The 13,257-nt window shown below is 68.3% G+C and carries 12 protein-coding genes and 1 pseudogene; 8 read left to right on the top strand and 5 right to left on the bottom strand.

What is annotated here, in order from left to right; all coding sequences use genetic code 11:
* Window positions 1-194 precede the first annotated feature (194 nt).
* The 8 genes from ABWP84_RS12475 (at window position 195) to ABWP84_RS12510 (ending at window position 9,486) form a co-directional block, all read left to right on the top strand.
* Window positions 195-1,766: an ABC transporter substrate-binding protein gene (locus tag ABWP84_RS12475; protein ID WP_353212374.1), complete on the top strand. Its 1,572-nt coding sequence runs from the start codon at window positions 195-197 to the stop codon at window positions 1,764-1,766.
* A complete protein-coding gene (locus ABWP84_RS12480; protein WP_353212363.1) occupies window positions 1,766-2,773 on the top strand; it encodes an ABC transporter permease in 1,008 nt (335 codons plus the stop codon). Before ABWP84_RS12475 ends, ABWP84_RS12480 begins: the two co-directional genes overlap by 1 nt.
* On the top strand, window positions 2,770-3,612 hold the full coding sequence (locus ABWP84_RS12485; RefSeq protein ID WP_353212364.1) for an ABC transporter permease: 843 nt from the start codon (window positions 2,770-2,772) through the stop codon (window positions 3,610-3,612). The genes ABWP84_RS12480 and ABWP84_RS12485 overlap by 4 nt, the downstream gene beginning before the upstream one ends.
* On the top strand, window positions 3,609-4,550 hold the full coding sequence (locus ABWP84_RS12490) for an ABC transporter ATP-binding protein (protein WP_353212365.1): 942 nt from the start codon (window positions 3,609-3,611) through the stop codon (window positions 4,548-4,550). The genes ABWP84_RS12485 and ABWP84_RS12490 overlap by 4 nt, the downstream gene beginning before the upstream one ends.
* On the top strand, window positions 4,543-5,505 hold the full coding sequence (locus tag ABWP84_RS12495; protein ID WP_353212366.1) for an ABC transporter ATP-binding protein: 963 nt from the start codon (window positions 4,543-4,545) through the stop codon (window positions 5,503-5,505). The genes ABWP84_RS12490 and ABWP84_RS12495 overlap by 8 nt, the downstream gene beginning before the upstream one ends.
* Window positions 5,502-7,220, top strand: a complete 1,719-nt coding sequence (locus ABWP84_RS12500; RefSeq protein WP_353212367.1) for a hydantoinase B/oxoprolinase family protein — start codon at window positions 5,502-5,504, stop codon at window positions 7,218-7,220. Before ABWP84_RS12495 ends, ABWP84_RS12500 begins: the two co-directional genes overlap by 4 nt.
* Window positions 7,207-9,231 (top strand): hydantoinase/oxoprolinase family protein, encoded by a 2,025-nt coding sequence (locus ABWP84_RS12505; protein ID WP_353212368.1) that lies wholly within the window; start codon window positions 7,207-7,209, stop codon window positions 9,229-9,231. The genes ABWP84_RS12500 and ABWP84_RS12505 overlap by 14 nt, the downstream gene beginning before the upstream one ends.
* Window positions 9,232-9,297: 66 nt before the next feature.
* Window positions 9,298-9,486, top strand: a complete 189-nt coding sequence (locus tag ABWP84_RS12510) for a hypothetical protein (protein WP_353212369.1) — start codon at window positions 9,298-9,300, stop codon at window positions 9,484-9,486.
* Window positions 9,487-9,682: 196 nt separating this feature from the next.
* Here the strand turns inward: ABWP84_RS12510 and ABWP84_RS12515 are convergent, their stop codons facing one another.
* The 5 genes and pseudogenes from ABWP84_RS12515 to ABWP84_RS12535 form a co-directional block, all read right to left on the bottom strand.
* Window positions 9,683-9,838: a hypothetical protein gene (locus ABWP84_RS12515; protein ID WP_353212370.1), complete on the bottom strand. Its 156-nt coding sequence runs from the start codon at window positions 9,836-9,838 to the stop codon at window positions 9,683-9,685.
* Window positions 9,839-9,864: 26 nt separating this feature from the next.
* Window positions 9,865-10,842: pseudogene (locus ABWP84_RS12520) on the bottom strand (Bug family tripartite tricarboxylate transporter substrate binding protein).
* A 54-nt stretch (window positions 10,843-10,896) separates the two neighbouring features.
* Window positions 10,897-11,787 carry a dihydrodipicolinate synthase family protein gene (locus tag ABWP84_RS12525; protein ID WP_353212371.1) on the bottom strand — a complete coding sequence of 297 codons (891 nt, stop codon included), beginning with the start codon at window positions 11,785-11,787 and terminating at the stop codon, window positions 10,897-10,899.
* Window positions 11,784-12,965 (bottom strand): exo-alpha-sialidase, encoded by a 1,182-nt coding sequence (locus ABWP84_RS12530; RefSeq protein WP_353212372.1) that lies wholly within the window; start codon window positions 12,963-12,965, stop codon window positions 11,784-11,786. Before ABWP84_RS12530 ends, ABWP84_RS12525 begins: the two co-directional genes overlap by 4 nt.
* 10 nt (window positions 12,966-12,975) lie before the next feature.
* A partial coding sequence (locus ABWP84_RS12535) for a hypothetical protein (protein WP_353212373.1) occupies window positions 12,976-13,257 on the bottom strand: 282 nt, incomplete at its 5' end.

Here is a 13,257-nt window from a genome sequence, read left to right on the forward strand (position 1 = left end):
TTCTGAACGAGTGGCACGGCAGCATGGGCGCAATCGCGGTGTGCTGGAAGCCGTACTGCCCGCATCGGTGGCACCTCAGCCCATCGACGGGGCAGCCGGCGGCCGCGATTGATCATCCCTCGCGACAGGGGTGGTTGCGCTCGACGCCCTGCCGTTATCATATGATCCAACAATGCGAGGGCGACACCGTGAAGATGCATCTCCTGCGTTCGGCGTTTCTGGCTTTGGTCATGCTGGCGGCGCAGCCCGCCCAGGCTCAGGCCCCCCGCCCCTTGGTCTGGGGCGACACGCTGCCGGCCACGCTGGACCCGCATGCCATTTTTGACGTCCCGAGCCAGTTTGTGCTGCTGAATGTCTATGACGGTCTCTACCGCTACCAGGGGAATCCGCCGCGCCTGGAACCTTGGCTGGCGGAAAGCCACACCGTCTCGGCCGACGGGCTGACCTGGGATTTCACGCTGCGGGCCGGCGTAAAGTTCCATGGCGGCAGCGCGATGACAGCCGAGGATGTTGTCTATTCCTTCCGCCGCCTGTTGACGATGAACCGTGGGCCCTCGGCTGCCTTCACCCCGGTGCTTACGCCTGACCGGGTGACGGCCACCGGGCCGCTGACGGTGCGCTTTGTGCTCAGCTCGCCTTATTCGCCCTTCCTCACCGCCATGCCGCTGGTTGCCATCGTCAACCCCCGGGCCATCGCACCGAACGTGGTCAATAATGACTGGGGTGCGGCCTGGCTGGCGGTGAACAGTGCGGGGTCGGGCGCCTATTCGGTGCTGCCAGGCAATTACCAGCCGCGCGTCTCGCTCGACATCCAGCGCTTCCCGGATTTCTTCCGCGGCTGGGCCGGCAACCCGCGCCCGGTGGAAACCGTGCGCGCGCGCCCGGTCATGGAAACCTCCACCCGCGTCCTCGCCCTGCTGCGTGGCGAGATAGACGCCACCGACAGCTACCTGCCGACCGACCAGGTTGAGCGGGTGGAGCGCAACCCCCGTACTCGGGTTGCACGTGACGAGAGCATGCGCGTCTTCGTCATCCGCATGAACAACATGCGCTCGCCCTTCAACAACCGGGACGCGCGGCTCTGCCTGACGCATGCCTTCAACTATGAGGGCTTCAACAATGTGATCCTGCGCGGCTTCGTGGTGCGCAATGGCGGGCCGAACCCGAATAACCTCTGGGGCAACCCGCCCGACCTCGTGCCCTATGCCTTCGACCTGACACGGGCCCGGGCGCATTGTGACGCCGCGCGCGCCGCCGGTGTGGACCTGTCCCGCCCGCTGGAAATCCATGTCCAGAACGAGCTGGAGCAGACCGTCCAGGCTGCACAGATGTATCAGGCTGACCTGCGCCGCCTGGGGATCACGCTGCGCATCGTCCCCAATACCTGGCCCGGCATCACCAGCTCCACCACCCGCTCGGAGACGACGCCGGACATGTGGATCCACTGGGTCTCGACCTATTTCGTCGATCCGGAAAACTGGGTGGGCCAGATGTATGACAGCCAGTTCCATGGCACCTGGAAGGCCTCGTCGTGGTACTCCAACCCCGAGGTTGACCGCCTGCTGCGCGCCGCCCGCACCAGCCTGAACCGGGAGGAGCGCCAGCGCCTCTATGCCGATGCAACACGTCGCGTGGTGGCCGATGCGCCCGATATCTGGGTGTACAACACGGTCAACCTGCGCGGCCTGTCGCGCAGGATCGAAGGCTATACCTTCTCGCCCGTCGGGTCGGGCGGTGAGATCCGGCTGATGTCGCTGGCGGAGTGATGCTGGCCTACATCGCCCGCCGCATCGCCCTGGCGCTGCCGGCCCTGTTCGGGCTGGTGGTGCTAACCTTCATCCTTTCCAGGGTCATTCCCGGCGACCCGGCGGCGACGCTGGCGGGGGATGCGGCCACCCCGGCGCAAATCGCCGATATCCGTGCCCGCTACGGCCTGGATCGTCCGATCATGGAGCAGGCGTGGGTGCATATGCGTCAGGTGCTGTCGGGCGACCTGGGCAATTCCATCTTCTCCGGCCGACCTGTCTCGGAGGACATTGCTCGCCGCCTGCCGGCAACTCTGGAACTCACCTTCGTGGCGTTGCTGCTGGCGACCTGCCTGGGCATCCCGCTCGGGCTGCTGGCGGCGCTGAACCACAATGGGCCGATTGACCATCTGGTGCGGGTTTTGAGCGTGGGCGGGCTGGCCATGGCCTCCTTCTGGCTAGCCATCATGCTGCAGCTGCAATTCTCCATGGAGTGGGACCTGCTCCCCCTGCGCGGGCGAATGGATGTTCCGTTGGGCCTGCCGCCCCGCGTCACGGGCTTCCTGCTGATCGACAGCCTTCTGGCCGGCCGCGGCGACATGTTCGTCGATGCGGCGCGGCACCTCGTGCTGCCAGCGGTGACGCTGGCGCTGCCGGGGCTGGCCACCATCGCCCGCTTCACCCGCTCGGGTGTGCTGGAGGCGTTGCAGAAGGATTACGTGCTGTATGCCCGTGCCGCCGGCTACGGCCGGTTCCGCCTCGCCACCATCTATGTGCTGCGCAACGCCATCACAGTGACCGTCACTCAGATCGGCCTGCTGTTCGGCGCACTGATCTCGGGTGCCGTGGCCATTGAGGCGGTGTTCGACTGGCCCGGCTTGGGGACCTATGCGGTACAGGCCATCCTCTCGGCCGACTACAAGGCACTGCTGGCGGTCACACTCGTGGTCGGCGTGATCTATGCCGCGGTCAATGTGCTGGTGGATGTGGCGCAGGCGCTGATCGACCCGCGGGTGGCTCTGCAATGACCGCGCTGCGGCACCTGATGCGTGATCCGGTGGCAGCGTTTGGGCTCCTCATCGTGGTGTTCGCCGTCTTTGTGGCGACCTTCGCGCACTGGTTGGCGCCGTTTCCCGACGACGCCTTTGAAAGCAACATCATGCAGCGGCTGCGACCGCCCTCGGCCGAGTTCCTGTTCGGCACCGACAATCTGGGCCGCGACATCTTCTCCCGCGTCATCCTGGGCACGCGCAGCGCTTTGCTGGTTGCCCTGGCCGTGGTGCTGGCGGCCATGCTGATCGGCGTGCCTGTCGGCCTGATCGCGGGCTGGCGCGATGGCTGGCTGTCGGAGGGGCTGATGCGCTTCACCGACGTCTTCCTGGCGGTGCCGCAGCTGATCCTGGCGCTGGCTTTGGGGCAGCTTCTGGCGCCGGGCATCTTCACCGCCATGGTGGCCCTCGCCCTCACCTATTGGCCCTTTTTTGCCCGTACTGTCTTTGCCGAGACGCGGCGGCTGCGCGGCGCGCTGTTCGTGGATGCACTGGCGGGCATCGGCGCCCATCCCGCACGGATCCTGTTCCTGCATGTTCTACCCAATGCCGCGCCGGCGGTGCTGGTGCGGGCCACCATTGGCATGGGGTTCACCATCCTGACCGCCGCCATCCTCGGTTTCCTCGGCGTTGGCGCCACTCCGCCCACGCCCGATTGGGGGCTGGCGGTATCCGAGGCGCGGCAGCATCTGCCCGATGCGTGGTGGTTCGCCACCTTCCCGGGCCTTGCCATCCTGTTGCTGGTGCTGGGCTTCAACCTGCTTGGCGATGGTCTGCGCGATGCTGCGGACCCACGTCTCAGGCGGAGCCGGCATTGACCGCCCTGCTCGATATCGAGGGGCTGCGGGTGGATATGCGCGGGGGCGCACAAATCCTCGATGGTGTGTCCATCACGGTTGCACCTGGTCAGATCATGGGCGTGGTGGGGGAAAGCGGCTGCGGCAAATCCACCCTGCTGCGGGCGATGCTGGGGATATTGCCGCGCGGCGCCACCGCGCGGGGGCGGGTGATGTTCGAGGGCCGCGACATCTTGCCTGACCAGGCGGCGCAGGCGCGCGGCCGCATCGGCTTCGTGCCGCAGGACCCCTATCTTTCGCTCAACCCCACCTTCCGCGCCGGCGACCAGATTTTTGAGATCATGCGCCGCCACGCGACGGGCACGCGCGCCGACCATCGTGCCAAGCTGCTGGACCTGCTCCGCGCCGTACAATTGCCGGACCCTGAGGCGGCGCTACGAAAATACCCGCATGAATTCTCGGGCGGCCAGCGCCAGCGATTGCTCATTGCCGCCGCCCTGAGCTGTGAGCCCAGCCTGGTCGTCGCCGATGAGCCGACAACCGCGCTGGATGTGACGACGCAGCGCGAAATCCTTGGCCTGCTGCGGGAAATCGCACGGGCGCGGGGGCTGTCCATGCTGTTCGTCACGCATGATTTCGGCGTCCTGGCCAGCCTTTGCGATGCGGTGACCGTGCTCTACGCCGGCCGGGTGGCAGAGGCCGGGCCGACGCGTGCCGTTCTGGACGCCCCCACCCACCCCTACACACGCCTGCTGCTAGCCTGCCACCCCGACCGGGCGGTGGAGCTGGCGGGCATTCCCGGCACCGTGCCGCCGGCCACAGCGCAGCCCTCGGGCTGCCGCTTTCATCCCCGTTGCCCGCAGGCGCAAGCACATTGCGCCGACGCCGTGCCGCCCTTGCTGGCCATCACCGAGGGCCGCAGCCTGGCCTGTGCACATCCGGAGCCTGCCCTTGTCTGAGCTTCTGGCGGCGCGTGGGCTCATGACCGATCTCGGCCGGCCCGCCCGACTGTTCCGCGCGGCGCAGCCGCTGCGCGCGGTGGATGGGGTCAATCTCTCGATCCGGGCCGGCGAGGCCTATGGCGTGGTGGGGGAGAGCGGCTGCGGCAAGACCACCCTGGCGCGCACCCTGCTCGGGCTGCAGCGCGAAGCCGCGGGCGAAATTCTGCTTGATGGCGCGCGGGTGTCCGGCCTCGCCCCGCCCGCCGCCCGCGCGGCGCGGCGCGACATCCAGTATGTCCATCAGGACCCCGGTGCGGCGCTGGACCCCTGGTGGCGGGTGGGCGCAACCCTGGCAGAAGGGATGGCCATCCACGGCGTGGCGCCGGCGGAACGCACGAGCCGCATCGCCGCGATGCTCGACGCCGTGGGCCTCAGTCCCGCCATGGCCGATCGCTACCCCCATGAGCTATCCGGCGGTCAGCAACGCCGCATCGGCCTTGCGCGTATTCTGCTTCTGCGCCCCCGGCTGGTGGTTCTGGACGAGCCCACGGCGGGGCTGGATCTCTCCGTCCAGGCCTCGGTGCTACAGCTGCTGGATGACCTGCGCGGGCGGTTCGGGCTGACCTACCTGTTCATCTCGCATGACCTGACGGTGGTGCGCCGGGTGTGTGATCGTGTAGGCGTGATGTATCTCGGCCGCATCGTCGAGGAAGCGCCAGCCGATGCACTGTTCTCCAATCCCCGCCACCCCTACACCCGCGCCTTGCTGGCCGCCGCCCCGCATCTGGACGGGCGCGCCGCCGGCCCCTCGCTGCCGGGCGAGCCGCCTTCGCTGAAGCGCGTCCCCGACGGCTGCCGCTTCCATCCCCGCTGTGCCCTGGCCAGCGCGGAATGCGCCCGCACCGACCCGGCACCTGAGGCCGTGGAGACCGGTCACAGCGTTGCCTGCCACCACTGGGAAGCCGCCGCATGAGCTGTGACGCCGTCACGCTGGAAATCATCCGCGGCGCCGCCCGCGCCGCGCAGGCCGAGATGGAGGCGTTGCTGGAACGCACCGCCATGTCAGCGTTCATCCGTGAGAAGAAGGACTTTTATACCGCCCTGTTCGACGCGGATGGTGCGATGGCGGTGGGCAGCGATTTACCGATCTTCGGCGATATCGTGGGCCCGGTGGCCGCGAAATTCCCGCTCGAATCCATGCTCCCCGGCGATCTCTACTGGTACAATGACTGCTATGGCAGTCGCGGTGCCGTCTCTCATTCCAACGACCAGGTGTTCCTGGCCCCCGCCTTCGTAGACGGCCAGCGCATCGGCTTCGTCATGGGCTGGGCGCATTTTTCCGATATTGGCGGGCTGCGGCCCGGCTCGCTCAGCCCCGATGCCACGGATCATTTTCAGGAGGGCATCATCATCCCCCCCGTGCGGCTTATGCGCGGCGGCGAGACGAATGAGGCGCTGCTGGAAGTCTTCTGGCGCAACGGCCGCTACCCCATGCAATCGCAGGGCGACACCCGCGCATTGATGGCCGCCGTCCGCCTGGGCGAGAAGCGGCTGGAGGAAATCGCCCAGCGCTTCGGCCCCGATGTGCTGGCCGATGCGCTGGCGCAGCTGCTCTCCCGTACCGAGACCGTGGTGCGCGACAAGCTGCGCGCGACGTTTCCGGTGGGTGTTACCCGCTTCACCGACGCGATCGATTCAGACGGTCAGGGGAACGGCCCCTTCCGGCTGCGTCTGGCTCTGATCCGCACGGAGGATGACCGCTTCATCCTCGACACCACCGAAACGGACGACCAGGCGGCGGGACCGGTCAACCTGCTGATGCACCCCGACGTGCCGGGCATGGCGCTGGGGCTCTATTTCCTCCAGGGTGAGCAAGGCCAGGTGCTGAATGCCGGCGGCCCGCGCGCGTTGGATGAGGTGCGGCTGCGCCCCGGTTCGCTGCTGGCGCCGCGGGCGCCGGCGCCCCTCGGCCTGCGCGGCATCACCATGATGCGGCTGCTGGCGGCCTTCCATGGCCTGGTCGCCACCGCCCGCGCCGGAGAAGCGCCCGCCGCCCATTCCGCCTACGTCGTGCTAACATTGCGCGGCGAGGGCTTTCTGATGAGCGATGGCGTAGGGGTGGGCTATGGCGCGCGGCCCTTCGCCGATGGCACCGACGCCGTCTATTTCGTCGCCCAGGAAAACTACCCGGTGGAGTTCATGGAACTCTCCTACCCGATCCGGCTGCTGCGTTACGCGCTTCACCGCGACTCCGGCGGGCCCGGGCGCTATCGCGGCGGCTGCGGGGTGGAGCGGGACTACGAGATCGTCGCCGAGAGCGCCACGCTCGCCGTGCGGGTCGACACCGTGCTGAACCCGCCCTGGGGCGTGGCGGGCGGCATGAACGGCGGCGTGGGCAGTGCCGTGGTCAATCCAGGCCGGCCAGATGAGCGGCGTTTGCCCTCACTCTCGGACGGCACGCGGCTGAAGCGGGGCGACATCGTGCGGCTGTTCACCGGCGGCGGCGGTGGTTGGGGCCACCCGCATGATCGCCCGGTAGAGGCCGTGCTGGCCGATATCCGCGGCGGCTTCGTCAGTGCCGAGGCGGCGGCGCGCGATTACGGCGTTCTGCGCGATGGCACTCGCAACGGCCCTCGCCCAGCCACCAAAGCCTTCCACCGTGGGGAATACGCCGATGTCCTCGGCTGAGCGCCCGCTTCTCGTTGCTGTGGATATCGGCGGCACGTTTTCTGATGTCACCTTGCAGGATGTCGCCACCGGCGAGTCCTGGACGACCAAGACCCCCTCGACCCCGCATGACCCTTCCGAGGGGTTTCTGACCGGCGTGCTGATGGCGCTGGCCGAGGCCGGGCGGGACCCCGCCCAGGTCGGCCGGGTGCTGCATGGCACCACGGTAGCGACCAACATGATTCTGGAAGGCCGCACCGCCCGCACGGCGCTGATCACCACCCAGGGCTTCCGCCATGTGCTGGAAATCGGCCGCGCCGACCTGCCCCGGCGAGACAATCTCTGGGCCTGGGTGAAGCCGCGCCGCCCCGTGCCGCCTGAGCATGTATTTGAAGTCGCCGGACGTATCGGCGCCGATGGCCAGGAAATCACACCGCTCGACGAAGCGGCCCTGCCGGGCGTGGCCGAGGCCATTCGTGCGATGGCGGCGGAGGCCTTGGCCATCTGCTTCCTGCACAGCTTTTCCAACGCCGCGCATGAAGCGCGCGCCGCCACCCTCCTGCGCGGGCTTCTGCCCGGCCTGGCCATCACCGCCTCGCACGAGGTCCTGCCGGTGGTGCGCGAATATGAGCGTTCGATGGCGACCGTTCTGAACGCTGCCGTGATGCCCGCCGTCTCGACCTACATCGCGCGGCTGGAGGCGCGGCTGGCCGAGGCCGGGGTCTCAGCCCCCCTGCTGCTGATGAAATCCAATGGCGGCGTCGCCGGTGCCGCCGCCATCCGCCGCGCGCCGGCGCAGACCGCACTCTCCGGCCCCGCCGCCGGCGTGGTAGGCGCGCGGGCGGACGGCGCGGCGGCGGGTTTCGACAACCTCATCACCGTGGATATCGGCGGCACCTCAGCTGATATCTGCGTGATCACGGGGGGGCGGATAGGCCTGACGCAATCCGGTCGGGTCGGCCCCTGGCCACTGCCACTGCCAATGTTGGACATGGTGACGATCGGTGCCGGCGGTGGCTCCATCGCCCGGGTTTCGCCCGGTGGCGCCTTGACGGTGGGCCCTAAAAGCGCGGGCGCCGCGCCCGGCCCCGCCTGTTATGGGAAGGGTAGCGAGGAGCCGACCGTCACCGACGCGCATCTCTACCTCGGCCATCTGCCGGCCAGCCTGCTGGGCGGGCGCATGGCGCTGGATGCGGCGCGGGCAGAGGCGGCGCTGGCACGCATCGCCGGCCCGCTCGGCCTGTCCGTGGAGGCGGCGGCGCGCGGCGTCCTAGCCATTGCCGACAACAACATGGTCGGCGCCATCCGCGTGGTCTCCGTAGAGCGCGGGCATGATCCGCGCGATTTTGCCCTGGTACCCTTCGGCGGGGCCGGGCCGCTGCATGGCGCAGCGCTGGCCACGCTTCTGGGCATCCGCACCGTGCTGGTGCCGCGCGCGCCCGGCGTGCTGTGCGCCCAGGGGCTGGTGGCGGCGGATCTGCGGGCCGAGTTTTCGCGCAGCGTGACCATGCCCTTGGCCGCAGCCGCCGCGGCCAAGCTGGAAGCCGGCTTTGCAGCGCTGGAGGCTGACGCCGCGACTTGGTTCGCCGATGAAGCCGTGCCCCCGGCCGACCGGAATAGTGCCCTCAGCGTGCTGATGCGCTATGCGGAGCAGGGCTTCGAACTGCCCATCCCCTGGTCCGGCCTGAGCGGGCTGGGCGAGGCCTTCGCGGAGGCCCATCTTGCGCTCTACGGCTTCGATTTGCCCGGCATCGGCATCGAGATCGTCACCCTGCGGATCACCGCCACCGGTCGACTGCATGGCGCGGCCGCGGCCCGCCCGGCGCCGGGCACTGCCCGGCCCATCGGCGACCAGCGCATACGGCTGCCGGAGGGCCAGGCCCGGGCCGCCATCTATGACCGTTCAGGCATGGGGGCAGGCGCTTGCATTTCCGGCCCCGCCATCATTACGCAATTGGACGCCACCACCCTGGTGCCGCCGGGCTGGACGGCCGAGGTCGAACCCTCCGGCGCCATCATCATGAGGGGATAAAGCCGGGAACCCTGCTGCCCGTTCTGGTTCACCCCGCCCAATCCGCCGCTCAACCCTCGCGCCGTCGTGGCCGCGGCCACCGTGAAGGAAGTCGCGCCCGCCGCCACCGTCGAGGTGATCAATTTGGCAGAAGGCGTCACCAACGTAGTCGCGGTGTTGCGTCGCCGGCCCGAAGTGCGCGACCGTCGCGCAGAACGCCTGGGCGACGGGCTGGGCGCAGCACACGATAGGCGGATTCGCTGCGGGCCTGAATAAGAGGGGCCACGAGGTAGAGGTACTGGTGTGGAGCGGCACCGTAGCGGGACGCCGGCCGCAACTTCTTCTAACCTATTGAGAAGGATTAGAAATATGGCGTTCAAATCGGGTCCTGATCGGCACCTCACCCCAAATAAAATTCCGCATCCGCAAGAGCTTATGCAGAATTCGTAGGGGGTCCCACTTCGGTGCTTATTCACACGCTGCGCAGCAGGCGCTCCAGCATGTCATCCGCCGCGCCCGGCTGCGTGGGGCAAATCACGCGGATCGGCCGGCCCAGCGGCCAAGCCGCTTGCGCGCGCCCGATGCCCGGCGCGCCGAGAACCGTTGCGCCCGCACCGATCACCAGCATGCGCCTGCTCCGTATGGCGGCCCTCGTCACTCGGGCTGGTAGTTGACGCTGTGCAGCAGCTCGGTGGCGCGGGTGATCTCGGAGGCGATAAAGCGCCGCGTGTCCACAATGCTCTCCATCACCGGTTCCAGGATCTGGCTTCTCAGCCGCTCGAGGATGGCCGGCTCGCGCATCGTCTCCTGCATCAGGTCGTTTACTCGCTGGTTGATCTCAGCCGGCGTGCCCTTCGGGGCTCAGACGCCGTACCAGGATTGGAACTCGAAGCCGGGCAGGCCGGCCTCCGTCATGGTCGGCACGTTCGGCGCCAGGCTCGAGCGCGCTGCCGTCGCGATGCCAAGCGCGCGGACCCGACCATCGGCGGCAGCCGGCAGCAGGGCGAAACTCGGGTCAATGAGCAATTGGGCGTTGCCCGCGATCAGGTCGGTCAGCGCGGGTTGCGTACCGCGATATGTCACCAGATTGATCTGAACGCCACTGCGGCGCATGAAATCGACGGTCGCGAGGTGCCCGGCCGAGCCGAGCGAGGAGAGCGCGAAGTTCCACTCCTGCGGCCGTTCCCTGGCGGCCGCGAGCACCTCGGCCAGTGTGCGCTGGGGGCGCTGGGCGCTCATCACCATGACCAGCGGCGCGGCTGCCGTGCGGGCCATCACTTCGAGGTCGCGCTGCGGATCGAAGGTCGCCCCGCGCAGCACCAGCGGCATGACCGCCGTGTTGAAGGCAGAGGCAAGCAGGGTGTAGCCATCCGGCGCCGCCTGGAGAACGGCATTGGTCCCAATCAGGCCGGCGCCGCCGGTGCGGTTTTCGACCACGGCGGTAACGCCGAGCTTTTCCTGCAGGCGTGCCGCCGTCAACCGCGCCAGCGCGTCATTCGCAGCCCCTGGTGGCCAGGGGCAGATCACGCGGATCGGCCGTGCATGCGGCCAGGCTTCCTGGGCCTGGATGGCAGGCGCGGCCAAGGCCGCAACGCCGCCGGCGGCAGTGGCGAGAAGATGACGACAGTTCATGGTAATTTCCCTCCGAAGGGCTGCGCAACATTGCAGGCGCCCGTGTTGAAACGATTATTCGACGAGCAGCGCGCCGCGCTCAGCCTCGCTCAGCGGCAGGAGCGGCGGACGCAGGCGATGCCAGCCTTCCTCCCCGGTGCGGTCCGCGAGCAACGCCTTCAGCGACGCCATCTGCGCGAAGCGCGACGCACGATTGCGCATGGCGACAATGCGCGCCTGCGCGGCCTCCACCTCCGCCGCCCGGTTGAGGTCAGAGAAGTGGCGGAACACGAAGGCAAGATCGGCAGCGACCAGGTTAGAGGTCGCGGTGATGCAGCCCGCGCCCCCCTTGCGCAGCAACGGCAGCATCAGCGGGTCGGCGCCCGCCAGCACGGCGAGGCCGGGACAGGCTTCGACCAGCGCCTCCATATGCGCGAGGTCGCCGGCGGAATCCTTGATCCCGCTGAAAGTGCCGGGATAGGCGGCGCGCAGCCGCGCGATCACCGGGAAGGGGATCGGCACTGCCGACATCTGCGGGATGTGATACAGCACGATGCGCAGCCGCGGATCTGCTAGGCGCTGCACCACCTCGGCATAGGCGGCGAACAGCCCGTCCTCGGTGACGCCCTTGTAGTAAAAGGGCGGCAGCATCACGACCGTGGTCACACCAAGAGACAGCGCGTGCCGGGTCAGCGCCACCGTCTCGCTGAGCGCGGCGACGCCGGTGCCGGGCAGCAGTCGGTCGGGTGCGATACCGGCGGCGACTACCGCCTCCAGCAGAGCTCGGCGTTCGTCGTTGGCAAAGGAGTTCGCCTCGCCCGTGGTGCCGAGCATCGCGATCCCGTCGCAGCCCTCGGCCAGCAGGCGCTGGCAATGGGTGACGAACAGTGTGGCGTCCGGCGTGCCCTCTGTGGTCACCGGGGTCAGCGCAGCGGAGTAAACGCCGCGCGGATGCTGTTCCGTCATGCGCCGTATCCTAACGCCCAGTCGGGTGCGACGCGCACGTATTTTATAGCCTGGCGCCAATAGGTGTAGGCGATGTGTAGTGCGCCATCGGGCGTCTGGCAGAGCGACGGATAGGAGAATTCCCGATTGAGTTGGTCCTTCGAATTGTTCGTCAGGCAGTAGCCATCGCCGGTCTCAAGGTCGCGCCGAACCGGCCACGTGCGGCCCTGGTCGGTGGACAGCGCCAGCGTCATCGGTGCGCGCGGCGCGCCCCAGAAGGCGCTGCGGCCCGCGGGCGGGGCGGCGGGGGCGAGGTCATCGCCGCCGATGTCGTCATAGAGCGACAGGCGCCGGCCAGTAGCATCCGCCTCGCTCGAATGGTTGTAGACTATGGCGAGCCGACCATCGGCAAGGCGCGTCACCATCACGGACGAGTTGTTGTTGGGCAGTTCGGTGGGTTCCGGCGCGGACCAACTTCGGCCACCATCCGAAGACTGGCTGCGATAGATCCGATCCGCCCAGCGGCTGCGATAGAACGCCGCCAGAGTGCCGTCGCGCAAATCGACGATGCTCATATGCACGCAGCCCGTGCTGCCGGGTACGGCAATTTCCGTCCAGGTGGCGCCGGCATCGGCGGAGATCATCACCGAGCTGGTGTCGAGATCACCGATCCAGGCGCCTACTGGCGGCTTGGTGCAGCGCCAGATCGGCAGCAGCCAATCGCCATTGTCGAGCACCACGATGGGGCTACGGATAAAGGTGCCGAAACCGGGCTGCTCGCCGAACAGCGTCTCGATCGCCCCCCAGCTGCGGCCGCCATCGGCCGAGATACGGCGACGGATGATGGCGGTGTCCTGATTGCCGGAGACCTGCGCCGTCCACAGCAGCCACAACCGGCCATCGGGCGCGTTGAACAGCAGCGGGTTCTGCTCGGATCGCGTCGGATCGTCCGACAGCCGCACCGCCGGCGACCATCGATCCGCGCCGGCTTCCATGCGTGAAAAGTGTACCGAGATGTCTGGCACGCCCTCCTGCGTGCCGCCGAACCACACGCAGCCCACATCGCCACCGGGAAGTGGCAGCAGGAAGGCCGCGTGGTTCTGCACGCAGGGTGTGGGTATGAAGGCCTCCATGCGCGCCGGGTCGCCCGGTGCGGGGGCGAGGATTTCGGGGCGGTCGATCACGCCGGCGTCGGGCATGGGTATCTCCTCACAGGGCCGCGCGATAGATCGCGAGAATTTGCTTGTAACTCATCTCGCGCGGGTTGTTGTCGAGCAGGCGGCGGATGGCAGCTACGTCAACGTCATCCGTCCAGCGCAGGGGCACCGGGTCACACAGCCCGGTCAATTCGGCGGCGGAGGCCAGCACGCTGGTCAGGTCGTCGGCGATCAGGCGCAGCACTGGCCGGGTCATCGCATCGTCCCGCCAGCCCCGATGGTACCGAGCGACAAACGCAGCGCGGTGCCCAGGTCCTGAGCTAGGGCGCAGGCG

The organism is Rhodovarius sp. (genome assembly GCF_040399605.1).
In the GTDB taxonomy this organism is placed as follows: domain Bacteria; phylum Pseudomonadota; class Alphaproteobacteria; order Acetobacterales; family Acetobacteraceae; genus Rhodovarius; species Rhodovarius crocodyli_A.

Coding starts and splice junctions, on each gene's coding strand:
- ABWP84_RS12505 (WP_353212368.1), top strand. CDS start 7,207: ATGTCCTCGGCTGAGCGCCCGCTTCTCGTTGCTGTGGATATCGGCGGC.
- ABWP84_RS12485 (WP_353212364.1), top strand. CDS start 2,770: ATGACCGCGCTGCGGCACCTGATGCGTGATCCGGTGGCAGCGTTTGGG.
- ABWP84_RS12475 (WP_353212374.1), top strand. CDS start 195: ATGCATCTCCTGCGTTCGGCGTTTCTGGCTTTGGTCATGCTGGCGGCG.
- ABWP84_RS12530 (WP_353212372.1), bottom strand. CDS start 12,965: ATGCCCGACGCCGGCGTGATCGACCGCCCCGAAATCCTCGCCCCCGCA.
- ABWP84_RS12515 (WP_353212370.1), bottom strand. CDS start 9,838: ATGCTGGTGATCGGTGCGGGCGCAACGGTTCTCGGCGCGCCGGGCATC.
- ABWP84_RS12480 (WP_353212363.1), top strand. CDS start 1,766: ATGCTGGCCTACATCGCCCGCCGCATCGCCCTGGCGCTGCCGGCCCTG.
- ABWP84_RS12525 (WP_353212371.1), bottom strand. CDS start 11,787: ATGACGGAACAGCATCCGCGCGGCGTTTACTCCGCTGCGCTGACCCCG.
- ABWP84_RS12500 (WP_353212367.1), top strand. CDS start 5,502: ATGAGCTGTGACGCCGTCACGCTGGAAATCATCCGCGGCGCCGCCCGC.